Annotated in this window: 21 protein-coding genes; 5 read left to right on the top strand and 16 right to left on the bottom strand. The window is 64.9% G+C overall.

Annotation, left to right across the window (positions count from 1 at the left end):
• The first annotated feature begins 294 nt into the window (after positions 1-294).
• Positions 295-1,584 carry an alpha-amylase family protein gene (locus Uis4E_RS09860; RefSeq protein WP_101622977.1) on the top strand — a complete coding sequence of 430 codons (1,290 nt, stop codon included), beginning with the start codon at positions 295-297 and terminating at the stop codon, positions 1,582-1,584.
• 154 nt (positions 1,585-1,738) lie between these two features.
• On the opposite strand, the gene Uis4E_RS09855 is transcribed toward Uis4E_RS09860, so the two are convergent.
• From Uis4E_RS09855 to Uis4E_RS11975, 3 genes are all read right to left on the bottom strand, one after another.
• A complete protein-coding gene (locus Uis4E_RS09855) occupies positions 1,739-3,679 on the bottom strand; it encodes a DEAD/DEAH box helicase (RefSeq protein ID WP_101622976.1) in 1,941 nt (646 codons plus the stop codon).
• 141 nt (positions 3,680-3,820) lie between these two features.
• Positions 3,821-4,528, bottom strand: a complete 708-nt coding sequence (locus Uis4E_RS09850; RefSeq protein ID WP_423734935.1) for an SDR family oxidoreductase — start codon at positions 4,526-4,528, stop codon at positions 3,821-3,823.
• Positions 4,529-4,684: 156 nt separating this feature from the next.
• Positions 4,685-4,846, bottom strand: coding sequence for a hypothetical protein (locus Uis4E_RS11975; protein WP_165784954.1), 162 nt, complete (start codon positions 4,844-4,846; stop codon positions 4,685-4,687).
• A gap of 213 nt (positions 4,847-5,059) precedes the next feature.
• Here Uis4E_RS11975 and Uis4E_RS09835 point away from each other — a divergent pair, with 213 nt between their 5' ends.
• The gene (locus Uis4E_RS09835; RefSeq protein ID WP_243394520.1) at positions 5,060-6,121 is read left to right on the top strand and encodes an AraC family transcriptional regulator; all 1,062 of its coding nucleotides are present in this window, start codon (positions 5,060-5,062) and stop codon (positions 6,119-6,121) included.
• Between the two features lie 372 nt (positions 6,122-6,493).
• Here the strand turns inward: Uis4E_RS09835 and Uis4E_RS09830 are convergent, their stop codons facing one another.
• The 12 genes from Uis4E_RS09830 to Uis4E_RS09775 all read right to left on the bottom strand — a co-directional run bounded on the left by Uis4E_RS09830 (position 6,494) and on the right by Uis4E_RS09775 (position 22,163).
• A complete protein-coding gene (locus Uis4E_RS09830) occupies positions 6,494-7,795 on the bottom strand; it encodes a uracil-xanthine permease family protein (protein ID WP_101622972.1) in 1,302 nt (433 codons plus the stop codon).
• 84 nt (positions 7,796-7,879) lie between these two features.
• Entirely contained in the window at positions 7,880-8,710 is an 831-nt protein-coding gene (locus Uis4E_RS09825) for a histidine phosphatase family protein (RefSeq protein ID WP_034528342.1), read from the bottom strand.
• A 150-nt stretch (positions 8,711-8,860) separates the two neighbouring features.
• Positions 8,861-9,565: a L,D-transpeptidase gene (locus tag Uis4E_RS09820; RefSeq protein ID WP_101622971.1), complete on the bottom strand. Its 705-nt coding sequence runs from the start codon at positions 9,563-9,565 to the stop codon at positions 8,861-8,863.
• 119 nt (positions 9,566-9,684) lie between these two features.
• Positions 9,685-10,662, bottom strand: a complete 978-nt coding sequence (locus Uis4E_RS09815; protein ID WP_101623140.1) for an AEC family transporter — start codon at positions 10,660-10,662, stop codon at positions 9,685-9,687.
• Between the two features lie 58 nt (positions 10,663-10,720).
• Positions 10,721-11,053 carry a branched-chain amino acid transporter permease gene (locus Uis4E_RS09810; RefSeq protein WP_101622970.1) on the bottom strand — a complete coding sequence of 111 codons (333 nt, stop codon included), beginning with the start codon at positions 11,051-11,053 and terminating at the stop codon, positions 10,721-10,723.
• The gene (locus tag Uis4E_RS09805; protein WP_101622969.1) at positions 11,050-11,841 is read right to left on the bottom strand and encodes an AzlC family ABC transporter permease; all 792 of its coding nucleotides are present in this window, start codon (positions 11,839-11,841) and stop codon (positions 11,050-11,052) included. The genes Uis4E_RS09810 and Uis4E_RS09805 overlap by 4 nt, the downstream gene beginning before the upstream one ends.
• Positions 11,842-11,924: 83 nt before the next feature.
• A complete protein-coding gene (locus tag Uis4E_RS09800) occupies positions 11,925-12,473 on the bottom strand; it encodes a TetR/AcrR family transcriptional regulator (RefSeq protein WP_243394517.1) in 549 nt (182 codons plus the stop codon).
• Positions 12,474-12,731: 258 nt separating this feature from the next.
• Positions 12,732-15,209 (bottom strand): ABC transporter permease, encoded by a 2,478-nt coding sequence (locus Uis4E_RS09795; protein ID WP_133125449.1) that lies wholly within the window; start codon positions 15,207-15,209, stop codon positions 12,732-12,734.
• Between the two features lie 9 nt (positions 15,210-15,218).
• Positions 15,219-15,920, bottom strand: a complete 702-nt coding sequence (locus Uis4E_RS09790; protein WP_101622967.1) for an ABC transporter ATP-binding protein — start codon at positions 15,918-15,920, stop codon at positions 15,219-15,221.
• A gap of 338 nt (positions 15,921-16,258) precedes the next feature.
• Positions 16,259-19,447, bottom strand: coding sequence for a type I restriction endonuclease subunit R (locus tag Uis4E_RS09785; RefSeq protein WP_101622966.1), 3,189 nt, complete (start codon positions 19,445-19,447; stop codon positions 16,259-16,261).
• A gap of 9 nt (positions 19,448-19,456) precedes the next feature.
• On the bottom strand, positions 19,457-20,563 hold the full coding sequence (locus tag Uis4E_RS09780; protein WP_101622965.1) for a restriction endonuclease subunit S: 1,107 nt from the start codon (positions 20,561-20,563) through the stop codon (positions 19,457-19,459).
• Positions 20,550-22,163 (bottom strand): N-6 DNA methylase, encoded by a 1,614-nt coding sequence (locus tag Uis4E_RS09775; protein ID WP_101622964.1) that lies wholly within the window; start codon positions 22,161-22,163, stop codon positions 20,550-20,552. The genes Uis4E_RS09780 and Uis4E_RS09775 overlap by 14 nt, the downstream gene beginning before the upstream one ends.
• A 178-nt stretch (positions 22,164-22,341) precedes the next feature.
• On the opposite strand from Uis4E_RS09775, the gene Uis4E_RS09770 reads away from it, so the two are divergent.
• The 3 genes from Uis4E_RS09770 to Uis4E_RS09760 all read left to right on the top strand — a co-directional run bounded on the left by Uis4E_RS09770 (position 22,342) and on the right by Uis4E_RS09760 (position 25,468).
• Positions 22,342-22,941 (top strand): TetR/AcrR family transcriptional regulator, encoded by a 600-nt coding sequence (locus Uis4E_RS09770; RefSeq protein ID WP_101622963.1) that lies wholly within the window; start codon positions 22,342-22,344, stop codon positions 22,939-22,941.
• Positions 22,942-23,131: 190 nt separating this feature from the next.
• Positions 23,132-24,520: an MDR family MFS transporter gene (locus Uis4E_RS09765; protein ID WP_101623138.1), complete on the top strand. Its 1,389-nt coding sequence runs from the start codon at positions 23,132-23,134 to the stop codon at positions 24,518-24,520.
• 87 nt (positions 24,521-24,607) lie between these two features.
• Entirely contained in the window at positions 24,608-25,468 is an 861-nt protein-coding gene (locus Uis4E_RS09760) for a LysR family transcriptional regulator (RefSeq protein ID WP_101622962.1), read from the top strand.
• Positions 25,469-25,535: 67 nt separating this feature from the next.
• On the opposite strand, the gene Uis4E_RS09755 is transcribed toward Uis4E_RS09760, so the two are convergent.
• Positions 25,536-25,934 carry a cupin domain-containing protein gene (locus Uis4E_RS09755; RefSeq protein WP_101623137.1) on the bottom strand — a complete coding sequence of 133 codons (399 nt, stop codon included), beginning with the start codon at positions 25,932-25,934 and terminating at the stop codon, positions 25,536-25,538.
• Between the last annotated feature and the right edge of the window lie 60 nt (positions 25,935-25,994).

Genomic DNA, 25,994 nt, shown 5'->3' with positions numbered 1-25,994 from the left:
AACCGGACAATCCCGTGAAAACTGCCAGAAACACCGTCGTTCGAGGCGTGTCGCGTTAGCAATTCCACCGAGTTCTCCGAGCCGGGTGAATCATCTCGACACGCCAATAATGCGAGCCCCCCCCCGACAACATATGAGTGGATGACCAATATCCGGAACGCTCACGGAATCGCGGGCGCGCTCTTCCATGTGCACGGCGCGTCATGCCCGGACGGACCTTCCGCCGTGCGAAAATAGACACGGTGTCAAAGCGGACGGGGTCATGGACCGTCCGAACAGGACAGGAGGTGCCTGATGGTTGCGAACAAGGCGAGCGAACTGCCGGACTGGGTGCGCTACGGCGTGTTCTGGCACGTGTACCCGCTCGGATTCTGCGGCGCGGACATCCGCCCCCAAGGCCCGCGCGAATTCCACGGCCGAGGACTCGACGCCCTGATCCCATGGCTGCCGTACATGCGCGACCTGGGCGCGTCCGGCCTGCTGCTGGGTCCGATCTTCGAATCCGCCACGCACGGCTACGACACGCTCGACCACATGCACGTCGACGTGCGGCTCGGCGGCGATGCGGCGTTCGACAGGCTCGCCGAAGCATGCCGCGGCATGGGCATGTCCATCATCCTCGACGGCGTCTTCAACCACGTGTCGCGCCGGCATCCGGCCGTCCAGGCGGCGCTCGACGAGGCGGCCGGCACGCTCTCCCCCACCGAGAACCCGTGGCACGGGCTCGTCAAGGCCACGACCGGCGCGGACGGCGCACCGACGCTCGACGTGTTCGAAGGGCACGGCGACCTCGTCGACCTCGACCACGACAGCGACGAGACGGTCGCCTACGTGACGCGCGTGATGAATCATTGGCTCGACCGGGGCGCATCCGGCTGGCGGTTGGACGCCGCCTACGCGGTGCCGAACGGATTCTGGGCGAAAGTGCTGCCTCAAGTGAAGGCCGCCCACCCGTATTCGTGGATCTTCGGCGAGGTCATCCACGGCGACTACCCGCGCATCGCGGTGGAATCCACGATGGACTCGATCACGCAGTATGAGCTGTGGAAGTCGATCCGGCACGCGCTCGAAACCGACAACTTCTTCGAACTCGACTGGAACCTCACCCGGCACAACGCGTTCCTCGACACGTTCATCCCGCAGACGTTCATCGGCAACCACGACGTGACCCGCATCGCCTCCGAGATCGGACCCAAGAAAGCCGCGCTCGCATTGGCGGTGCTGATGACGGTCGGCGGCGTGCCCAGCATCTACTACGGCGACGAACAAGGGTACGTGGGCGTCAAGGAGCAGCGGTTCGGCGGCGACGACGACGTGCGCCCCAAATTCCCGGACGCGCCGGAGCAGCTGTCAAGGCTCGGCGACCCCGTGTACCGCCTGCATCAGGCGTTGATCGCGCTGCGCCGCCGCAACCCGTGGCTGCAGGACGCGCGCGTCGAGAAGGACCTGCTCGAAAACAAACGCTACGTGTACCGTGCGGTCGCCGCCGACGGAAGCACGCACATCCGCGTGGAGATGAGCGTCGAGGATGAGCCGACATTCACGATTGTGGACGCGGATGGGCGTGTGATGTACCGGTATTAGCTTCGGCTGTACCCCGTAACGTCGGCTGCACCCCCTCAGACGGCTTCGCCGCCAGCTCCCCCTGAAGGGGGAGCAAGAGATAGAGTCAGCGCCCCCTTCAGAGGCAATAGAAAGATCCGGCTCCTGCTGAGGGGGGGGGAGCCGGGGAAGGGGCTCAGCGGTTGCGGAAGGGGACGGTCTTGCGCTTGGAGTGGCGGCGGTGCGGGCCGTCCGTGGAACCGTACTTGGCGATCATGCGGCGGTCGTGGCGCTTCGCGGCCTCGCCGCGCTCGTCCTGCACGACGCGGTTCTCGTCCCTGCGGTGGATGCGCTTGCCGCCGTCGCCGGCCTTGCCCTTACCGCCCTTGCGGTCCGAACGAGTCTCCTCGCGGTAACCGCCGTGCTTGGAACGGTGCGAGTCGCCGGTCTCGAAGCGACGGTCGCGGCGTTCCGCCTCGGCGTCGCGCATGCCGGCGCGACGCTCGGCGCGGTTCTTCCTCACCGGCTTCTCGCGACGGTCGCGGCCATGCTCGTCGCGGGAGGAACGCTTCGGCGAACGATCCGCACGACGATCATCATGCCCGCCGCGACGGTCTCGGCGCGAATCGCCGCCGTCATCCGCGAACGGATCGTCGAATCCGGTCTCGTCGGCCGCGTCGAAATCGTCGACGAACGTGATGTTCGCGGGCGTACGCGACTTGCCGGCGCCGCCGTCGCCGCGCCTGCCGCTCCGCGCCTTGCCGTTGCGGCCCTCGTCGCTTTGCGCCTTGTGGTTCCTGCGCTTGCGCGGGTTGCCGGCGGGCTGCGTGTCGTCGAGGCTCCAATCCTTGACGATCGGGGCGCGCTCCCCCACGAGCTCCTGCACTTCGGGCGAATCATGGCGCACGGCGATCGGCTTCACGTCGATGCCGGCGGCCTTGAGCATGCGCTTCGCCTCGCGGCGCTGGAACGGGAGCACGAGCGTCACCACGTCGCCCGTATGGCCGGCGCGCGCGGTGCGGCCGGAACGGTGCACGAACGATTTCGGATCGTCCGGCGGGTCGATCTGCACGACGAGTTCCACGTCGCTCACGTCGATGCCGCGCGCCGCCACGTCGGTGGCGACCAGCACGTTCACGTCGCCGTCCTCGAACGCGGCGAGGTTGCGGTCGCGCTGGTTCTGGTTGAGGTTGCCGTGCAGCTGGGCCGCGGGCACGCCGCTGTTCGTCAGGCTCTTCGCGAGCTTCTTCGCCTGGAACTTGGTGCGCGTGAACAGGATGCGCTTGCCGGTTCCGGCGGCCAGCTGGCGCACCACCTCGAACTTGTCGTCCTTCGCGACCTCGAACACGTGCTGGGTCATCGTGTCGACCACGGCGGCCGGCTCGTCCACGCTGTGCGTCTTCGGTTCGCGCAGGAACTCGCGCACCAGACCGTCGACGCCGTGGTCGAGCGTCGCGGAGAACAGCATGTGCTGCGCGTCCGGGCGGATCTGGCCGAGGATGCGGCGCACCGGCGGCAGGAAGCCCATGTCCGCCATCTCGTCCGCCTCGTCCATGACGATGACGCGCACGTCGGACAGGGTGAGCAGCTTCTGGCGCAGCAGGTCCTCGAGACGGCCCGGACAGGCGACGACGATGTCCGCGCCGGACTTCAGATCGCGCACCTGACGGTTCTGCTTGACGCCGCCGTACACGGTGGTCGTGGTCATGCCCATCATGCGGGCGAGCGGTTCGAGCACGTCGTTGATCTGGTTGGCGAGCTCGCGCGTCGGCGCGAGGACGAGCCCGCGCGGATGCGGCAGGAAGCCGCGCTCCTCGCGTTCGGCGAGACGTTCGCGGCGGATGAACTTGACGTTGCGGCGGAATTCGGACATCGCCATGCCCGGCTCCCACGCGGCCTCGCACAGGCGCGCGGCGAGCGGGATGCAGAAGGCGAGCGTCTTGCCCGATCCGGTGCGGCCGCGGCCGAGGATGTCACGGCCGGCGAGCGAGTCGGGAAGGGTGTCCTCCTGAATGGGGAACGCATCGGTCTTGCCGTCCGCGTCGAGCACGCGGCACAGCGGCTCGGGGACGCCGAGCTCGAGGAAGGTCTTGGCGCGCGTCTCGACGACGGGCGTGGGGAAGGTTGTATCTGGCACAACGGCCTTTCATGTCATATGGAATCATGCGCGGTTTGCGCAAACCATACGACAGTAGCGTAAGGCCGATACTTTGCGTGCGGCGGCGCACGCAAGGCATCGGCCCTGCGCAAGACGTCGGCGGCGTGGCCCGCCGCGGCGTCACACGTAGTTGCGTTCGATGAGGATGTCGGAGACGGTGAGGTTCGCGTCGTTGACGAGGTTGAACAGGATCACGCCGGCGAGCTGGGCCGGATCCATGAACGTGTGCTGCTTCTCCACGGACACGTAGTCGTGGCTGTCGCGGTAGAACGCGGTGTCGATGCCGCCCGGGTAGACGCCCACGATCTTCACGCTCGTGCCCTTGTAGGCGGCCTTGAGGCTCTGCGTGTAGCCCTTCTCGCCCCACTTGGTCGCGCAGTAGACGGATTCGTTGGCGTTGCCGCGCGTGGCGGCGGTGCTCATCACGTTCGCGATCTTGAGATCGGCCTCGCCGTCCGCCCTAAGCGTGGCGACCGACCACAGGATCATGCCCTTCAGTCCCTTGAGGCATTTGTCGACGTCGGCGGCCTCGTAGGCGGTGGGCGTCTTGAACGAGGGTTGCCCGGCGTTGTTGATGAGCAGGTCGACGTGGCCGAGCTCGGCGATCTCGGCGATGGAGGCGTTCACGAACGCCTCGTCGGAGACGTCGCCGACGAACGCCTTGTAGGATTCGGCGCCGAACTCCCCTTCGAGTTCGGCCTGGCGTTCGGCGTTGAAGTCGACGCCCGCCACGAACCAGCCTTCGGCGATGAGCTGCCTGGCCAGCTCGTAGCCGAGACCGAGCGCGCTGCCGGTGACGATCGCGATGTTCTTCCCGTTCGATTGCATTGCCATATCCGGTTCTCCCTCACGAGGATGGGTTCTTGGGTCATGGTTCAGGCTATCGAACCGTTCCGACGCGGTGTCGCGTTTCGCCCGGCGGCGCGCCCTCCCGGTCGCGTTCCGGCGTGCCATGGATGGTCTGATGGTCTGGGGACCGCTGGGTCACGCCATCTGCGCGACGCTCTTCGGATACCAGATGGCCAGCCAGTCGTCCTCGTACGGGGAGGCGAGACGCTCCTCCATCCACTCGCGACAGGCGGCGAAGAAGCGCGTGAGCATGGAGACGGCCTTGACGTTCATTTCGGTGTCGATGATGGTGCGCATGGGAATCACTCCTTTGGTTCCGACGGGCCGGGACATGGCGTAATCGTCCATATCCCGTCAGGTCTTGTTCCTTTTTCGTTCTTCCACTGCAGTGCGAAGATGCCTCAATCATATGGCTTCGAAACACGCCGCCACGGCGCCGTCATCGCGTCAACGGCGATGATAATATCAAAATCGTATATGACCGATATCGTCGGATGGAGGTCGGCAGCGATGCCGTCGAAGAAGATCACCGTGTTCTCGGACATGTCCGAACACATCTACTACAACGTCCCCGGTCTGCCGATCTACGCGCGGTGCGACCCGTTGTCCACGTTCGCCGACTACCGGTGCCCCTGCCATTGGCATCGCGACCTCGAATTCATCCGCGTGGTGAGCGGGGATCTGCACTATTTCGTCAACGGCCGCGTCACCGTGCTGCATCCGGGCGAGGGCATGGTCGTCAACTCCAGCCGGCTCCACTACGGCTTCTCGCCGGACCGGCGCGAATCATGGTTCTCCTGCGCGGTCGTCAGCCCGACTTTGTTCGAGGATCTCACACCGGCGACGAACGCGCGGTGCGCACGCGCGTTCTCGCAGGACATGGATGACTTCCTGACGCTGTCGCCGGGCGTCGGCTGGCAGCGCGACGTGCTGATGGGCGTCGAGGAGGTCGTCCGTCTTATGCCGGGAGGCGGCGTGAGACGCGACTCCCCCACGCGCGTCGCACGGGCGGCGGGCGTGGCGCCGCCGGACGACGACGTGGCCGCCGCGGACCCGCTGCCGGCCGTCGCCGCGTCGATCCGTCTGTGCGACATGGTGCTCGACCGGTTCGCGCCCCGCGTCGACGGCGACGGCGATGGTGACGAGACCGCGGAAGCCGGGAACGGCGGCAGGACGGACGGCGACGGTGCCGGCACGGCGGGCGTCGCGGGCTCGGTCTCCGGCAACGGCGGCGCGCGGGGCGCCAACCGGCGCGACCTGATGACCGTGCTCAACATGACCGGACTCGTCCAGCAGCGGTTCGCGGAACCGCTGAACCTGGACGACATCGCGGCCGCCGGCGGGGTGAGCCGCAGCCAATGCTGCATCCTGTTCCGCCGGTACGTGCGGCGCACGCCCAACGAGTTCCTCACCGAACGGCGTCTGGAGGAGGCGAAGCGCATGCTCGCCGGCACGGGCGCCTCCGTGGCGGAGACGGCGCGCGCCTGCGGATTCTCGTCGTCGAGCTACTTCATCAGCGTGTTTCGCCGCCGTTTCGGCCTCACCCCCAACGCCTACCGCGGCACGAGGTAACGCCTCATACGAACGCCCCGCGGACGGAATGCGGCACCACATATGAGGATGCCTCGCGGGCGGGGGCTGTGACGGGCAACTTGCGGCGCCACATATGAACGCGCCCCCGCTTGCGGCGGCTGTGCCGGACGACATGCGGCGCCACATACGAACGCCCCCGCTGGCGGGGGCTGTCCCGCGTCGCGGGACTGGGGGTGGTGTCCGGCAAGGGCCCGATCGGGCCGGCCGTACCACCCCCAGTCAGCTTCGCTGACAGCCCCCGCCAGCGGGGGCGAAGATGCCGCGCGCCCGCATGCGATACACCGGCGGGGGCGAAGATGCCGCGCGCCCGCATGCGATACACCAGCGGGGGCGACGATACCGGTCGACGGACTAGAGGATGTCGGGGTCGTCCTTCTCGATGGTGCCGGTCATCTTGCCGACGGCCTTGAGACCGTGGTAGGCGACGAGGATCACGATCGTGCCGATGGCGATGCCGTTGAACGAGATGCCGTTCACGGTGAACGCGAACTGGCCGATCGCGATGATCATCGTGATGGCGGCGACCATGATGTTGAGCGGCTTGTCGAAGTTGACCTTGTTCTCCACCCAGATGCGGATGCCGATCATGCCGATCATGCCGTAGAGCAGCGTGGTGACGCCGCCGAGCACGCCGGCGGGGATCGTGTTGATGACCGCGCCGAACTTCGGGCACAGCGACAGGATCAGCGCGAACGCGGCGGCGCACCAATAGGCGGCCGTCGAATACACCTTGGTGGCGGCCATCACGCCGATGTTCTCGCCGTACGTGGTGGTGCCGGAGCCGCCGCCGAAGCCGGCGAGCGTGGTGCCGAGACCGTCGGCGAGCAGGGCGGTGCCCATCTGGTCGTCGTAGTCGCGGCCGGTCATCTGCGCCACGGACTTGACGTGGCCGACGTTCTCGGCGACAAGCACGAGCACGACCGGCAGGAACATGGGCAGGATCGTGAAGTCGGCCTGCGGCATGTGGAACTTCGGCAGGCCCACCCATGCGGCGCTGGAGATGGCGGAGAAGTCCACCTGGCCGCGGAAGCACGCGTACGCATAGCCGACGATCACGCCGAGCAGGATGTTGAGACGGCCGAGCAGGCCCTTGAACAGCACGGCGATGAGCAGCACCGCCAGCAGCGTGACGATGGCCGTGTCCGGCGCGGCCTGGAAGTTGTTCCACACGCTGGGCGCGAGGTTGAAGCCGATGATCGCGACGATGGCGCCGTTGACGACCGGCGGCATGATGATGTCGATCCATTTGGCGCCCGCATAGTGCACGGCGATGCCGATCAGGGCGAGCAGGATGCCGGTGACCATGATGCCGAAGCTGGCGACTGCGATGCCCTTGTGCGCGGTGGTGACCGCGGTGATCGGCGCGATGAAGCCGAAGCTGGAACCCAGGTAGCTGGGCAGCACGTTCCTGTTGATGAGCAGGAACAGCGCGGTCGACATGGCGGTGAAGAACAGCGTGGTGGACGGGTCGAATCCGGTGAGGATCGGCACGAGGAACGTGGCGCCGAACATGGCGATCACGTGCTGCGCGCCGATGCCCGCGGTGCGCGTCCAGGTCAGGCGCTCGTCGGGTTCGACGACCTCGCCGGGCGCGAGCGTCTTGCCGTCGCCGTGCGGCTTCCACTGGAAGATGTTGCCTTTGGGTTCGCTCATAGGGCTCTCCTTAGCTTCTCTCTTGCGGGGTGTACCTCACCCCCGCGATTCGAAGCCATTGTAGCCGCCCTGTGCGTCAGCGCGTCACTTGCCGTAGTAGTCGAGCAGATGCGGGTCGACGGCGTGCACCACGTCCACCAGGTCGCCGTTGGACAGGTACGGGCGTTTGAACTCGCGCCACGGGTCCACCTTCACTTCCCATTTGCCGGTCTCCTCGTTGAGTACGGGGCGTGCGGTCTGCTCCCAGTGCATGCGCTTGGAGGTGCGTCCGGTCTCCGGGTCGCGGCGCGTGTAGTGCAGGCACGTGCAGTTGGTGATCGCCCAGTCCGGCGAGGCGGCCCGGTGCAGGAACTCCTCGTCCGAAAGATCCTCCAACGTGAGCATGAGCGCGAGCATGAAGTCGCCGTGCGTGACCATGACCACGCTGCCCAGATCGGATTTGCGCGACAGGGAGCTCAACACGTTGTGCACGCGGTCCTCGGCCACGTCGGCCACGGATTCGCCCGCCGGCGGACGCCAGTACAGCGGGTCCGTGTTCTTGAACATCCAGTTGCGCGCGTAGTTGGTCTTGAACTCGTCCTTGGTGATCGTGTTGATCTCGCCCCAGGAGCGTTCGCGGATGACGCGGTTCTCCTCCCATTTCGCCTTGGGCAGGGCCATGGTGGCGGCGGTCTCGCGCGTGCGCACGTACGGGGAGACGAGATACCGGTCGAACAGCTGCTGCTGGCCGACGAGCCACCGGCCGATGCAGTCGGCCTGCTTGCGGCCCGTGCCGGTCAGTCGCCAGGAGCGGTCGGGCACGGTCACGTTGTCCTGCGTGTACAGCGAATTGTCGCCCCGGTCCCCCGCCTGGACGATGATGTTCGCCTCGGATTCGCCGTGTCGGATCACATACAGGTCGAGCGGCATGCTCATGGGCGTCTCCTTGTCGTCGCTTCGTCATCGATCGTGTTCCGGGCCACCGGAACACGCGGGTTTCCAGCTTAATCGAAAACGCCGCCGCGCGTATGGGGGTCATACGCGCAGCGGCGGAAAGTTCACCGAGAATTCAGGCGACGATGGGTTTCAGGCGATGGTGACGGGCGTGCCGTCGGGCAGCTGCTCGTACAGCCACTTCGCGTCGGCGATGCTGAGGCGCACGCAGCCGTGCGAGGCGGGCTGGCCGAGCTTCGCGCCCTCGTCCTCCAGGTATTCGCCGAAGTTCTGCCCGGTGGGCACGGAGTGGAACAGGTACGGCCCGTAGAAGCGCACCCAATAGTCGGCGCCCATGCCTTCGGTCGCGTTGAAGAAGTGCAGTCCGCGCGCGTCCACCGTGTAGGTGCCGCGCGGCGTGGAATCGTCCATGCCGGAGCTGGTGACCATCGTGTAGATGGTCTGCCCGTTGGACTTGACGTAGGCGCGCTGGGCGGCGAGGTCGACGTCCACGCTGATGCCCGTGTACTGGGAGAGGTCGGGCTGGACGCCGCCGGTGGGGTTCGTCCAGCGGGCGCGCTGCTCCTCGGCCTCGCGCTGCTTGGCGAGCGTCTCGTTGACCTGCGGCACGGTCCTGCGCTTCAACGCCTTCGCGGACGCGCTTTCGACGCGGGCTATGCCGGCGCCGTTCCGCGATGCGGCGATCGCGGCGTCGCGCTCGGAGGCGCGCGCCTGCCAGAGCGCGATCGTGCCGCACAGCGCGACGGCGAGCACCGCGCACAACGCGGTCTCCCCCGCCAGCAGCCAGTCGGTGCGCTTGCGGTGCAGTCCGACGTATGCCGATCGACGTCCAGCCATGCGTGTCCCCCAGAGATGATTCGATGATGTGCCGGCATGCACGCGAAACCGCGCATACGCCGAAATTCCCCTCGATGATACCTGATTGCGCCGACCCGCGCACGCGGCAGCCGTATCCGTCAGAACACGAGGAACGAGACCGCGGTGAGCGTGAACAGGCTGGCGACGGTGGTGACGAGCACCATGCCGATCGCGTATTCGGGCTGGTTGTGTTCTCGTTCGGCGAACATGACCATGGTGCTCATGGTCGGCAGGCCCGAGACGAGGGTCATCATATGCACCATGTCTGGGTTGGCGGCGCCGAGGCCGAGCATCGGCGGCACGGCGGTGAGCAGTGCGTAGAAGCCGACGGGCACGAGCAGCATCTTGACGACGATGCCCACGTACAGTTCGTATTTCCTCAGGATGCCCGTCCAGTCGCGGATGGCGAACAGTCCGCCCAGGTACACCATGGACAGGGGCGAGGCGGTGGAGCCGAGCGTCTTCAACGGGGTGAGCACCACGTCGGGGATGGTCACGCCGGCGAGGATCAGCGTGACCGCGAGCACCACGGCGATGAGCGCGGGGCTGACGAGCGGGGCGAGACGGTCGAGCCAGCCGTGCGCGGGACGTTCGTCGGCGATGGACTGCCGGTCGTCGACCTTCTTGCACGTCCACACGCCGTACGTCCACAGGAGGAACTGGTCGACGATGGACATGAGCGCGAAGTAGAGCGCGCCTTTGCCGGGGAACAGGGCGAGGATGAGCGGCAGGCCGATGAATCCGGCGTTGCCGAACGCGAAGCAGCCGCGGAACATGCGCCCGCGTTCGCGCTTCAATCGCAGCACGTGGGAGAGCAGGGTGAACAGGCCGATGAGCAGCGCGTACATGACGAGCGTCATCGCGATGATCGCGTCGGATCCGATGAGGTCGGCGCGCGTCGTGCCGGACACGGCGTTCGAGAAGACGAGCAGCGGGATGCCCGCCTTGAGTATGAACGCGCAGATGCCGTCCAATGCGGCCTCGCCGAGCACTTTGGATTTCACGCAGATGTAGCCGACGACCATCATCACGGCCATGCCGATCATCTGGCCGAGCACGATGCCGAACTGCTGCACGGATTCTCCCTCTCTCATGGAACGCGCCTTCCGGACGCGCCCTTCCCGGACCGTTCTTCTAGAACACGAGCTGCACAAGCAGCATGTACACGATGGTGCCGCCGGCGATGGAGAGCAGCATGCTGCGCCGCCACAGGTGCAGTGCGACGATCGCGAGGCAGGCGATGAGCTCGGGCACGCCGTGGCTGCCGGTCAGGATGGGCGTGTTGCGCAGCGAGTAGACGACGAGCAGGCCGGTCATCGCGTATGGCAGCACCTTGCCGAAGTATTCGATGAGGCGTGGCGGCTGCTTCGACTCGGGGAACACGAGGAACGGCAGGAACCGGGTGAGCATCGTGCCCGCCGCCACCACGGCGACGGTGATCACCCCCTGGAGCACGGTCATCGTCATCGCGTCGTCTCCTTTCCTTCGTCTCCTTCATCGTTCCCCGCCGCGGCGGCGGCCTCCGCATCGCCATCGTGCAGGTCGTCGAGCCGCGGGCGCAGCAGGACGAACAGCACGATCATCGCGATCAGCGAGGGAATCATGAAGTCGTCCGGGCCGAACGTGACGAGGCAGGCGAGGGACGCGAGCACGCCGACGACGGCGCTGACGCGTCCGCGGCGGCCCGTGCCGGCGCCGAGCCACTGGTCGAGGAAGATGACGAGGAACAGCGCGGTGAGCACGAATTCGAGACCGTCGGTGTCGAACGGCAGGTTGGAGCCGATCACGCCGCCGAGCGTAGCACCCGTCACCCAGTACGCCTGGTTGAGCGCGGTGACCCACAGGTAGAACCAGCCGCGGTCCACGCCGTCGGGGATCCGCGTCGAGGAGTTGATGGCGAACGTCTCGTCGCACATGCCGAAGATCAGGTACGGGCGCTTCCAGCCGAGCCCGCGGAACCTCCCCAGCATGGACAGGCCATAGAACAGGTGCCTCGCGTTGACCATCAACGCGAGCAGGAACGCGGCCACGGGGTTGAACGCGGAGAGCAGCAGGTTCACGGTGACGAACTCCATCGAACCGGCGAAGATGAACGCGCTCATGCACATCGGCCAGACGAACGAGAATCCCTTCGTGCCCATGAGCATGCCGTAGGAGCATCCGAGGAACAGGAATCCGAGTGCGATCGGCACGGTGAGCGGGAACGCCGCCCTCAACGCCTCAAGGCGCATGCCGCGCCGTTCCTCCCGTGTCATGCCGCGTCTCTCCTTCGTCTCTCTTCCGGGATCGTTGCGGCGGATATGCTATCACGCCTTGGGCGTGGCGCAACGGCGGGCGTTCATTGTACGACGATGCGTCGGATGGCCTCGCGGATGGCGGCCGCGTCCAGCGTATCGTCGCCGAGCACGCGGTGCAGCGTGAGACCCTCGATGAGCGAGTCGAGGATCGCCGCGGTCGGCCTGTCGAAGAACCGTTCGAGCTGCGCGCGGCTGGCAGCCATCCATCGTTCGGTGATGTCGCGGTAGGCGGGGTCGCGCGCGGCGATCGTGTACAGCTCCATGGTGATGACGAGGTCGCGCTGCGTGCTCACCAGATCGGTCTCGATGTGACGGGCGACCGCCTCGCGCGCCTCGTCGATGCTCCCCACCCCGTCCATGCGTGCGGTGAACGCCGCCACGCAACGGTCCGCGTACCGTTCGAACGCCTGATGCAGCAGGTCGGCCATGCCGTCGAAATGGTAGGTCATCGAGCCGAGCGGCACGTTCGCGGCGGCGGCGATGACGCGGTGCGACGCGCCGGTCACGCCTTTGGCCGCGATGACGTCGAGGCACGCCTCGATGATGCGGTCCTTGCGTTCCGGGTCGAAGCGGCGGGTCGACTCCCCCATGGCGCACCTCCTCGCGGTCATAATCCGGTCGTGATGTCCGGTTGTGATGTCGATGTCGTCATCCAGCATACACGCCGTAATGTACGTTCGTACATACTGTTGTGTACGCTCGTACACAACGCCGTCGGCTTCCGTATTCCCGCCGGCGGCGCACCTTGTCTCGAACGCACGCGGCCCCCGCATCCTTGCCGCAGGATGCGGGGGCCGCGTGCGTTGCGCGCACGGACGCGCGAGTCACGCGCCGCGCGGACCGTGCCGTCACTCGGGGCTCTTCAACGCGCCGACCATGTCGATGCGGTCGAGCGCATGGTTCGTGGCGCGGCTCACCAGCAGCGTGAACAGGAACGCCAACGCGGCGGCGGCCGCATAGCAGTACCACAGCACGTTGGGCACGATGTTCATGCCGGGCAGGTCGAGCCGGCTCACGAGGAACCCGAGCAGCCCGCGCCCGCACGGCAGGCCGATTGCGATGCCGAGGGCGGCGAGCAGCAGCATCTCCTTGTTCACGTAGCCGTGCACCTCGCCGCGGCGGAAGCCGAGCACCTTGATGGTGGCGAGCTCGCGTTCGCGCTCCGAGATGTTCGTGGAGGCGAGTGTGTACAGCACGACGACGGCGAGGATCGCGGCCATGGCGACGATGAAGCCGATCATCGCGAAGAAGATGGCGAAGCTCTTCGCGAAATCACGCTCCTGCTTCGCCGAACTCGTCACCGACAGGTAATCGTCCTGCGAGGCGAGACGGTCGGCGAACGCGATCTGCGCGTCGTCGTCGCCCTTCACGTTGACGAGGTCGGCGTTGGGCGCATAGTCGGCGTCGAACGCCTTCTCGTACGCGGACTGCGTCATGAACACGACGTTGCCGGTGTAGTACTGCGCGACCACGTACACGGGCAGTTCGGCGGTGTTCGCCATCGCGTCGGTCACGTCGACCGTGGAGCCTTCGAGGAGCGCGAGCTTCCTCGCGGCGTTCTCGGTGACGACGATGCCGCCGCCGGTCAGGTCGTCGCCGTCCGAACCGTACAGTTCGATCGGCGTGCCGGACGGCGTCTGGATGTTGATGTGCCCGTCGGTCGATTCGCCGTCGGGGATGACCATGAGCTGGGCGGTGAGTTTCGCGTCATGGTCGCCGGCGTCCGCGTCCGGGGAGGCGAGGGTGACGGAGCCGAGCTGCAGCGGCAGCGCGGACTCCACGTCCTCGTCTGCGTCGAGGGCGCGTTGCGCCTTGTCGTGGTCGGCGGCGGAGGTGACGGCCATCACGTCGTAGACGGCGATCTCGCCGTGCTGGCGCGGCATGAGCGTCAACGCGGAGGATCCCATGCCGAAGCCAGCGGTCATGAGCGCGGTGCAGCCGAGCACGCCGATGATGACCATGAGCGCGCGCGACTTGTAGCGGAACAGGTTGCGGGCGGTCACCTTGCCGAGGAAGCTCAGATGATCCCATACGAATCCGATGCGCTGCAGCGCGATGGTCCTGCCGGCCTTCGGCGCCTTGGGGCGCATGAGCTCGGCGGGTTCCAGCCGCAGCGACCCCATGCACGCGACCATCGCCGAGCCGGTGATGACGACGACGAACAGGAGCACACCGCCGACGGCGAACCGCCAGTCGACGAGCAGCGGATAGTGCGGCAGCAGGTAGAGGTTCGTCAGCATCTTGCGGGTGAATGCGAACGGCAGTCCGACAAGTCCCAGCAGGTCGCCGAGCACGCCGCCCAGCAGGCAGGCCGCGACCGAGTAGACGAGGAACTTGAGCAGGATCGCATGGCGGCCGTAGCCGAGCGCCTTGTACGTGCCGATGAGCTGGCGGTCCTCCTCCACCATGCGCGTGATGGCCGTTAGGCTCACCAGCAGCGCGATGACGAGGAACAGCACGGGGAACATGGTGCCGAGGCGTGAGATCATCTTGCTCTGCGTCTTCACGTCCTCATAGCTGGCGATGGCGCCGCGGTCGTTGACGATCCACTTCGCGTCCGAGGGCGTGATGTCTTCGATGTCCGTCTTCACGGCATCGACCTTGTCGAGATAGTCGTCGCCGTACGTGTCCAACGCCTTCGCGCCGGCGACGGTGACGACGGCGGACGTGTACGGCAGGGCGTCGTTCACGACCGCGTCGCCCGCGACGAACATCGGATGGACGGTCTTCGAGGCGGTCACGAGGGCGAGCGGACCGGATGGGTTCACGATGTCGTTCGGGTCGATGACGACGCCGACGATCGTGTACGCGCCGCCGTCGAACATGGCGGGCGTGTGGGCCCCGGCGGCCGTCGCGGAACCGTCGGTGGCGAATGTCACCGCGTCGCCGACATGTTTGCCGGAATCGTCGAGATACTGCCGGGTGACGGCGATCTCGTGACCGGTCTTCGGCAGGCGTCCTTCGGTCAGGTACGGGGCGTCGATGCCGCGGTCGTCGAGCGTCGAGACGGTCACGGCGGCGCGCCTGCCGTCGATCTTCGTCGTGACGTTCTGCGAGCGGATGCCGTCCGCGTCGGCGACGCCGTCGACCCGCCGCAACGCGGCGATGTCGGCGTCGTCGAGGCCGAGCGTGGATACCACGGAAATGTCGTGCATGTCCGTCGCGTCGAAGAAGTCATCGAGACCGGCGCGGATGTCCCGGCTGACGGCGTTGAGGCCGCCGAGCATCATCACGCCGACCGCCACGATGATCGCGATCGCGGCGAAGCGTCGGCCGTTGCGGGCGATGGTGCGCCACGCGTCCTTCCAGAGTGCGGTGCTATGCAACGGCACCACCTACCATTCGATGTCGGCGATGGGCGTCGGATGCTCGTTCACGTCGATCTCGGTGACCTTGCCGGAACGGAAGCGGATCAGACGGTCGCCCATCGGCGCGAGCGCCGAGTTGTGCGTGACGAGCGCGACGGTGATGCCGCGCTGGCGGCAGGAGTCCTGCAGCAGCTGCAGCACCTCCTTGCCGGTGTTGTAGTCGAGCGCGCCGGTCGGCTCGTCGCACAGCAGCAGCTTCGGGTTCTTGGCGAGGGCGCGCGCGATGGACACGCGCTGCTGCTCGCCGCCGGAAAGCTGCGCGGGGAAGTTGTTCAGACGCTCCCCCAGGCCGACCTTTTCCAGTGTCTCCTTGGCGTCGAGCGCGTCGGGGCAGATCTGCGAGGCGAGCTCCACGTTCTCGAGGGCCGTCAGGTTGGGCACGAGGTTGTAGAACTGGAACACGAAGCCCACGTCGAAGCGGCGGTAGTCGGTCAGTTCGGCGTCGGACGCCTTTGTGACGTCGCGGTCCCCCAGCTTGACGCTGCCGGACGTGGCGCGGTCCATGCCGCCGAGGATGTTCAGCGCCGTGGATTTGCCGGCGCCGGACGCGCCGAGGATCACGGCCAGTTCACCCTGCTCGATGTCGAAGGTCGCATGGTCGAGGGCCAGCACGGCGGATTCGCCGCTGCCGTACTGACGGACCACGTCATGGAATTCAAGGAAGCTCATCGTTTTCACCTCTCTGGTCGGCACCGGTGCTGTCTTCCATTCTTCACCGGGCACCTGAGAGCGTAACCCATCACGCCGTAGGGTTAAATCCCCATATTTCGATACAGTGTGGGGTTATTGGAGGCGGGAGCCGCGCCGGGCAATCGCGAAATCGTCCCGTATCGGGTTGTATGGCATATCTTCCTGCCATACAACCCAAGAACCCGCCCACACGTGGTTGCCTGGCCGAAGTTCATGCCGGGCAACCGCGTAACAGCACACAATCAGCTTGTCCGGCGCATTGTTCCGCCGGACAAGCCAAGAGACCGCCCGCACGAGCTTGGCCGGCGGGTATCCCCTTAGGATTCATGCTCCTTGTAGTTCGTCGCCTGCGACATCACCTTTTCGAAGACCTCGTCGTTCCACTGGGGCGGGTAACCATTCTCGTACAGCAGGACGGTCAGATCCATGTCGAGCTCGTTCTTGATGTCTTCACGGGTCGACCAATCGGCGTACCTGGACTTGTCGTCCACCAACTCCCTGATCCGCATGGCCAGCGAACGGCATTTCTCTTCCTCATACGGGAATCCATGGTCGTCGCGCACCTTGACCAGAATGTCGTAGAACGCTTTCTCCTCGTAGGTGAGGCCAAGATCCTCGAAGGACCGCCGATCCGCCTCCAGATCCTTGAGCAGGTCGAGCAGCTGGACGGACAGGTCGTCCACGAAGTCGGCGACCGTGTCGCTGACGAACTGGAGATTGTCACGTGTGTTGTAGGCATCCACGATTCTCTGCAGCCGTTTGCCGAACTCCTCGGCCATGACGCCATTGGTGCGCCCGTACTCACGTATGCTGCGCCGAAGCAGCCTGATCAACGCGTTGTACTTGGTGATCGGCAGATCAATCGCCGCGAGATTGCGGAGGAATTCCTCGCTGAAGATGTTGCCACCTTCCGGCAGCCTCTGCGCGTCCACGACATTCTCGACGCCCGTGCAGGAGATGGCGCGTCGGACCATCTCCTCGACCGCCGCGTTCATGGCGTCGACGTCGGGTGCGTTGCCGGTCGTCTGTTTGCGGATGACGGATCGGACGGCGAGATAGAACTGGGCGGTCGCGATCTCGTCATCCGTGAGCTCGCCGGACGGAGCGCAGATGTCATACGCCTGACGCAGTATCCGGCTGAAATGCATGAACCGGTCCAAACGGTCCTTCAGCGTCTGAACGAACTCGGCCGCCTTGTTGAGGCAATCCAGCCGCGCCATGGGCGTGCCCGTGAAGAAGTCACGGGCGTCGAACCCGTGCATGATGTCTTCGAGTATGGACAGTTGGTTTCTGAATATGTTCAGCGTCGTCTGGAGCTGCTGCACCGGGTCGTCGCCGTCGTCGCCGTAGGCTTTGATGGCCTGTTCCATATTGTCCTTGATGCCGATGTAGTCGACCACGAGCCCCTGGTCCTTGCCCCGGTAGACGCGGTTGACGCGCGAGATGGTCTGAATGAGCGTGTGCTTCTGCAACGGCTTGTCGATGTACATGACGGACAGGCAGGGCACGTCGAATCCGGTGATCCACATGTCCACCACGATGGCGACGCGGAAGTTCGAATGCGGGTTCTTGAACTGTCTGTCGAGCATCCTGCGATGCTCCTTGGTGCCGCACAGGTCGTAGAGTTCCGGCTCATCGTCGGCGTCGCGCGTGGCGACGAGGTTCATCGCAGGCAGGGCCACGAGCCCTTCGGACTGTTCCTTGGTCAACCGTGTCCCCGAGGGAGCCTTCGCGGGGCTGCCCCATTCGGGTCGGAGCGCGAGGATCTCCTTGTAGAGCCTGTAGGCGTGTCGTCTGCTGGAACACACCACCATGGCCTTCTGGGTGACGGCCGGCTTGGCGGCGCATAGGGCATCGTAGTGCGTCACGAGATCCTTGGCGAGTTTATGCAGCCTGTCGGGGTTCTCGAGAATCACCGACAGCGAGCTCATGGCCCGCTGGCTTTTCATGATCTGCTGTTCGGTGGCGCCTTCCACGGCGCACTGTTCGTAGTATTCCTGGATGCTCCGGGTCTGTTCCTCGGACAGCTGCACGCGTGCGAGCCGCGGCTCGTAGCTGATGGGGACGGTGATGCCGTCCTTGGCGGATTGCCGCATGGTGTACCGATCCACCACCGGGCCGAACACGGCGAGCGTCTCGTCGATGGGCGTGCCGGTGAAACCGCAGTATGTGGCGTTGGGGAAGCTGTCGCGCAGGTATTTGGCGAATCCGTACACGGTGAACACACCGTCGTCGGTGCGCTTGAGCGTGGCATTCACGCCGGTCTGAGTGCGATGGGCCTCGTCGGAGATACAGATGATGTTGCTTCGTTCGGACAGGAGACCCGTCGATTCGCAGAACTTCTGGATGGTGGTGACGTAGATGCCGCCGCTTTCCCTGCCTTTCAGCGTCCGCGAGAGATCGGCCCGCGTCTCGATGCTGCGGACATCGTCGTCATGCAGATAGGTTATGGCCGATTCGAACACCTCGGCGGTCTGGTCGTCCAGGTCCTCGCGGTCCACGATGACGATGATGGTGGGGTTGGCGAGTAGTTTTCTTTTGCGCAGCATCATGAGTCGGCTGAGGAACAGCATCGTATAGGTTTTGCCGCAGCCCGTAGCGCCGAAGTAGGTGCCGCCCTTGCCGTCGCCGCCGACGCCCCTGCGCCGCAGGTGCCTGCTGATGCTGTCGAGCATCAGGTTGGCGCCGAAATACTGCGGGTACCGGCACACGATGGGTGTCTTGGCGGCGGCGTCACCATCCGGGTAGAAGATGAAGTCGCGGATGATCGGCACCAGACGGTCGGGTGCCAATGCGCCTTGGATGAGCGTGTCGAGCGAGCCGATGCCGTTCGTGTCCTTGTCGCCGTGGTCGATTCGGTTCCATGAGTAGAAGTACTCGTATGGGGTGAAGACGGTGCCCAACCGGTTGTTCACGCCGTCGCTGATGACGGCGAGACAGCAGTAGCGCGTGAGGTTGGGGATGTCCCTGTTGTATCGGACGGTAATCTGCTTCCACGCGTCGTGGATGGTGGCGTCCTCCTTGATGGCGGATTTGAACTCGCAGATGACCAACGGGATGCCGTTGACGTACAGCAGCACGTCGGGGCGTCGGCGCGTCCGGCCTTGGACGGTGAGCTGGTTGACGACCTTGAGAATGTTGCGGCGCTGTTCGTCGTAGTCGATGTAGTCGATGTGCACGGCGGGCATCGTGGGGTCGTCGCGCGTCAGGTCGAAGCCCTCGTTGATGAGTCGGAACGTGCGGCGGTTGCCGTCGTACAGGGGCGTGTCCGGAATATACCGGAGCCGGTTGATGATCTTCTCGGTTTCGGCGCCGCTCAGATGCAGATCGGCGTAGCGGGCGTCGAGATACGCTCTGAGGTCGTCGACGAGGAGGACTTCGTCCGGTTTGCGGTGAATGGTCTTGCCATTCACGTGCGTGTAGGTCTCCTGTTCGAATTTGCCGATGATCGCCTGTTCCAGCTGATCCTCGTCGAACACGCCGTTCCGCTGTGCGAAGTCCTCCATACGTTCTCCTTAACGCGAAGCCTCTTCCATCGATCCTTTGATAAGAACCGGACAAATGTCCTTCAGCTGGCGTTTCAGCCGTTCGTTGATGCTGACTCGTTCCTGATAACCATGACACAGGTCGGCGATTGATCGTATCAACGTGACGTCCGGTACCGGAATACGCAGACTGAGGAACTTGTCTAGATTCAGCCTGCCGCGTATGTCCACGTCGCAGATGAACCAGCCATGGCGTCCCACTTCGGAGCGCGAGAACCATCCCATAAGGTATTGGGCCGTATCGGCATCAGCCGCTTTCAGCACCGAATAGTCAGGCGAGACCAGGACCGGATCGTCCGACTGGTTCAATGCAATCGGATAGGCGGCGTCCCTCCCCACATGGATGAGATTCACCGCCATCTGGCCTGGCTGCACCAGCTTGTATTTCGACTTGTCTTTGATTTCCGCCCTTGAGATCTGAAACCGATGGTTCAGGGAGATGCCCATGGGGGCGAGGGGAAGCATGTCGACATTGCGGGCGTCGGTTTCGGTGAGTAAGTCGTCAAGGCGAACCAATAACCCCTCATGCTTGCATCTATCGAACAAAGCATCGATGGTGAGCTTCAGATCGTCGAGGCCTTGCTCGTAGGCGTGCTGGTTCCTGAGCATCGACTCGTAGATGGCGACGTACTTGCGCTGGATGTCGAGCGGCGGAAGATTAATCTCAAAATCGCAAAAAACCGTCCAATCGAGATTCGCTCTGATGCTTCCATCGCTGGAAAACCATCCCAGACGATCTCTCTCAGGAGACCGAAGCCACATGAACAGATATTCGGGAAGAACAAGATCAGGCATGCCGACTTCGAAGGTTATGTAAGCGGGAGAAACAATCATAGGCATCTCCCGTTGGGACATGCTAATACGAATGCACTTGTCTCGTCCCGTCTGCATACCGCTGAATGCGAAACGTCCACGTCGAACAACCTTGTATTTCGACTCATCAAGGCCGGACGTATTGGCGACGGTCGGAATGAACTCCTTATTGATGTTTAGCCCATAGAAATCCTTAATGCCCGTAGTATTACGCTCGTCTACGGCAATAATCAGCTCGCCGAGCTTGTGTTTACTCAAGGCCATAGCCGATTCCTTCGAACGCGGCCTTCAGCATGGCCTGGGACTCCTCCTCCATGCGCAGCGTCGTGCGCATCTCCTCGCGGATGCGCGTCATTTCGCCCGCATAGTCGATGTCGAGATCATGGTCGACGAATTCGATGTACTTGCTCGGCGTGAGCGTGAAACCGTTGGCGCGCAGCCCGTCCTCTCCCTCCAGCTTCACCGAGGCGCACAGTTCGGGGATGTCCTCATAGCCGTCGCCGGTCTGCCACGCGGTGTAGATGCCCTTGACCCGCGCGATCTGCTCCGGGGTGAGCACCACCTTCTTCTTGCGCTTGTTCTTGTCCAGCTTATAGGTTTCCACGTTCTGGTCCCACGTGCGCAGATCCATGAACAACACCTCGCCGGAACGGTCGCGCAGACGTCGTCCCTCATGGTCCTCGCCGGCGTGCTTGTTCATGCGCATGATCCACAACGTGACCGAGATGTCGGTCGTGTAGAACATGTCGCGCGGCAGCACGATGATCGCCTCCACCTTGTCGTTCTCCAACAGCTTGCGCCTGATTTCGGCTTCCGCGTCGCCCGCGTTCAACGCTCCGTTCGCCAGCAGGAATCCCGCGACGCCGTGGTCGACGTCCAGTTTGGAGAGCATGTGCAGAATCCACGCGTAATTCGCGTTCGATGCCGGAGGCACCGCATATCCGGCCCAACGCGGATCGTTGGTCAGCTCGTTCTCACCTCTCCAGCCTTTCAGGTTGAACGGCGGGTTCGCCATGATGAAATCGACCTTGCGGTCCCGGTGCTGGTCGTCGGTGAACGTGGACACGGCCCGTTCGCCGAGATCGTTGGAGATGCCGCGCACCGCGAGGTTCATCTTGCACAGACGCCACGTGTCCGGGTTGCTCTCCTGTCCGACCACGGAGATGCCGCGACGGTTACCGTGGTGGCTCTCCACGAACTTGTGCGACTGGACGAACATGCCGCCGGAACCGCAGCAGGGATCGTACACGACGCCCTCATACGGCTCCAGCAGTTCGGCGATGAGCTGCACCACGCTCGCCGGCGTATAGAACTCGCCGTCCTCCTTGGAACTGCCCACGGCGAAGCTCTGCAGGAAGTACTCGTACACACGGCCGATGAGGTCCTCCTCATGGAACCGCCCGCCTCCGATCTGGTTCACGCTGTCGATGAGCGTCTTGACCGACCTCGTCTCCGCACCCAGCGTGGAGAACAGGTTGAGCGGCAACGCCCCCCTGAGCGCCGGATTGCGTTCTTCGGCCTTCGCCATAGCGGTGTCGATTCTGACGGCGATGTCGTTGGCGCCCGCGTTCTCCACCAATGTGGACCAGCGGGATTCCTCGTCCAAGTAGAATACGTTCCGCGCGTTGTAGAACGACGATTTCTCCAGGAAAATGGGGTTGGCGCCGTACTGTTCGGCGATTTCGCGGCGACGCTTCTCGAACTTGTCGCCGGCGAACTTCAGAAAGGCCAGGCTGATGACAGCGTCGCGGTTCTTCTCGATGCTGCCCACGCCGCGTAATGCGACGCGGCAATCCCACAGCACCTCTTCGAGCGTCTTCTCCTTCTGCTGCCTGCGCTTCGCAACGGTCGTCTTCCTTGCCATGCTCCCCCATCATCATCTCAGGTTCATCCGGTCCGGGCTGACTGTCGATTCTAAAATACGGCGACGATATATGCATGATTGAGTCTTTCGGCGACGTTCCACCCATAGCGAAGTCAGAGAACCCGATATGCTGTCGAGTTAATGGCGATGCGATGCGGAAGGAAAGGAGAGGCCCGACATGGCGAGGCCGAAGGCCACCGAGCGAACGGCGCCGGAGCGGATGCAGGAGGCGTTCTGGACGCTGCTGGAGCGGAAGCCGTACGCGCAGATCACCATCAGCGACATCACGCGCGAAAGCGGATTGAACCGCAGCGCGTTCTACTACCATTACGCCAACATCCCCGAGCTCGCCGACGACGCGATCGCCGCGATCTACGAGGAGCCCGGCGTGACCGGATTCATCGCGCACATCATCCGCCAGGACGGCAGCATCGACTCGTTGCGCGACTACGCGCTGGAGTTCGTGGGGTCGCCCGAACATCTCGAGAGCATCCGCCACCTGTCGCTCATCGCCGGACCGCACGGCTCGACGGGACTGGCCGCACAGCTCAAGACGTACGTCGGCGGCGTATGGCTGTCCGTGCTCGGGATGGACGAGTCGCGGCTCAACCCCGGGCAACGCATCGTACTGGAGTTCGCGGCAAGCGGCATCCTCGGCGTGCTCGGCAAGGCGCAGACGCTGTTCACGCCGGAAAGCGTCGCATGGCTCGCGAATTCCGCCCTGCCGGACACCATCGCCCAACTCATCAACTCGCTGAAGGACGGGCAGGGAGACTGACGGAACCATCGGGACCGACGGAAGCGATGAGTCCGACGAAACCGGCCCATGTCCCATGTGACGGTACACTTGGGCTGTCACGCCGGCAGGGGCTACGGCGTCGCGCCCGTATCATCGGTTCCCGCGCGGCGACGACCGAAATCAGCCGGATCCGTTTTCCGACAGATTCGAGGTTCCCATGGATTCCGTCATGCCCGGACGCACGCCGTCGAAACGTTCCGTCATCCCGATCATCGTGATGATGGTCGGCAGCTTCACCGCCATCCTCAACCAGACGCTGATGACCTCCGCCCTGCCGCATCTCATGCGCGAGTTCGACATCACCAGCAACACGGCGCAATGGCTGAGCACCGGGTTCATGCTCACCAACGGCATCATGATCCCGATCACCGCGTTCCTCATCCAGAAGTTCACGACGCGCCAGCTGTTCTTCTACGCGATCGGCATGTTCCTGTTCGGCACGCTCGTCTGCACGTTCGCGCCCGGATTCTGGGTGCTGCTCGCCGGCCGCGTGCTGCAGGCGACCGGCGCGGGCATCCTCATGCCGCTCCTGCAGACCGTGCTGTTCATCACGTTCCCGCCGGAGAAGCGCGGCGCGGCGATGGGCTGGTTCGGCTTGGTCATCGCGTTCGCACCGGCCCTGGGCCCCACCCTGTCCGGTCTCATCATCGACTTCCTGCCGTGGCGCTTCCTGTTCGTGCCGCTGATCGCCATCGCCGTCGTCGTGCTCGCCGCCGCGGTCCCGACCGTGAGGAACGTGACCACGCGCACCGACCCGACCATCGACGTGTTCTCGATCGCGCTGTCGACGCTCGGTTTCGGCGGACTGCTGCTCGGCTTCAGTCTCGCAGGCCAGGAGGGCTGGACGTCGCCGCGGACGCTCGGCCCGCTCGCCGTGGGCGCCCTCGCCCTGTGCGCGTTCATCCACCGTCAGCTGCATCTCGCGCGTCCGATGCTCGACTTCCGCGTGTTCGCCAAACCGATGTTCGCCCTGTCGATGCTCGTCATCGTGCTCGTGTTCGTCACGTTCATCTCGACGATGAACATCCTGCCCATGTTCATCCAGGATTCGCTGGGGATGACCGCGCTGCAGTCCGGGCTGCTGCTCATGGGCGGCGGCGTGGCCGAAGGCGTGTTCAACCCGGTCGCCGGCCGCCTGTTCGACCGTGTTGGCATCCACCGCATCGCGCCGCCCGCGATCGCCGTGGTAGCCGTCGCCGCGTTCGCGCTCTCCCGCATGGATGCGGACACGCCCGCCTGGTGGCCGGCCGTGTTCTTCACGCTGATGATGGCGGGCGTCGCGTTCTGTCTGATGCCGTTGACCACCACCGCGCTCAACCAGCTGACCGGCCCGATGCTGCCGCACGGCACGGCGATGAACAACACGCTGCGCCAGACGTGCGCGGCGATCGGCATCGCCGTCAACTTCACCATCATGACGACGAACACGCGTCCCGCATCCGTCGCCGGCTCCGCGGCCGCCGGTCTCGCCTACGGCGTGGACGCGGTGTTCGTCACGGCGACCGTCGTGGCGTGCGTGGCGTTCGTGCTGTCGCTGTTCGTGCGCGACCGGCGCTGAGCGAGGGGATGACGCAGGCGGCGCATCTACAATGGTGACGTCCTGAATGGAGACGACCGGCCGATTCCGGTCATGGAGGGCGGAACCATGGAACTGCGCGTGCTCAAGTATTTCCTGGCGGTGGCCGAGGAGGGCAACATCACATGGGCGGCGCAGTTGCTGCGCATCTCCCAGCCGACGCTGTCGCGCCAGTTGAAGCAGTTGGAGGAGGAGCTGGGCGTCACGCTGTTCGAACGTGGGCCGCATGCGATCACGCTCACCGAGGAGGGGCGGCTGCTGCGCGACCGTGCGCAGACCATCGTCTCGCTGGCGGACAAGACCGAAGTCGATCTGAAGCGTTCCACCGGCGAATTGGCCGGCGACGTCACGGCCGGCTGCGGCGAAGTGGGCGGCATGTCGTATCTGGCGCGTCGCATGGCCGAATTCCGTGAGATCCATCCGGCCGTGCGCTTCCATGTGGTCAGCACGACGGCCGACGTGATCCAGGACCAGCTCGAACAGGGGCTCATGGATTTCGGCCTGCTCGCCGACCCGGTGGACACGGAACGCTATGAATACCTGCATACGGGCATCAGCGACCATTGGGCGGCGATGGTGCCCGACGGGCATCCATTGCAGGCCCGCGAATCATTGACGCCGTCCGACCTCGTGGACGAACCGCTGCTGCTGCCGTCGCGCGAACCGGTGCGGCGCGTGGTGATGCACTGGTTCGGCTCGCTCGCCCCGCGGGCCGTCATCGCCGGCACGTGCAATCTGCCGGCGAACGGCGCGGCGATGGCCGCGAACGGGTTGGGCCTGTACCTGTGCCTCGACTACGGCGCCTCGTATCCGGGTGTGCGCGCCGTGCCGCTTACGCCCATGTTCGAAAGCAGTTCCGTGCTCGTATGGAAGAAGCAGGGCGTCTCCTCCCCCGCGGCCGGCGCGTTCGCCCGGTTCCTGCGCGCATGACGGAGTCCTGTGCCCGGCCGGATGATGTCTCGGCCGGACACGGGGCTCCGCTCTATTCGGTCAGGACTCAGGCGAGGCTGCGGTAGGTCTCCTCGTCGACCGGTTCGAGCCATTCGTTGCTCGCGCCCTCCTTCTTCGGCATGATGGCGATGTGCGCGAACGCCTCGGTGGGGGCCGCGCCATGCCAGTGCTTGGTCTCCGGCGGGATGTAGGCCACGTCGCCGGGCTTGAGCTCCACGGGCTCCTGGCCTTCGATCTGGTAGTAGCCGCGGCCGCCCACGGCGAGCAGGATCTGGCACACGCCATGGTGGACATGCCAGTGGTTCGTGCAGCCGGGTTCGAAGGTCACGTTCGCGACGTTGACCTGGTCGTCGCCGGCGAGGGGCGCGAGGTAGCTCTGCCCCTCGAAGTACCGCGCGTACGCGTCGTTCGGTTCTCCAAGAGGGAATGCGCTCGGGTTCTCCATGATGTTCCGTCCTTCCTTGTCGTTGTCGGTATCCATTACATGACCTTCATCGTGTTTCCG

The sequence above is a fragment of the Bifidobacterium parmae genome, assembly GCF_002860365.1.
In the GTDB taxonomy this organism is placed as follows: domain Bacteria; phylum Actinomycetota; class Actinomycetes; order Actinomycetales; family Bifidobacteriaceae; genus Bifidobacterium; species Bifidobacterium parmae.
This window is presented reverse-complemented; position numbering and strand designations above follow the sequence as displayed.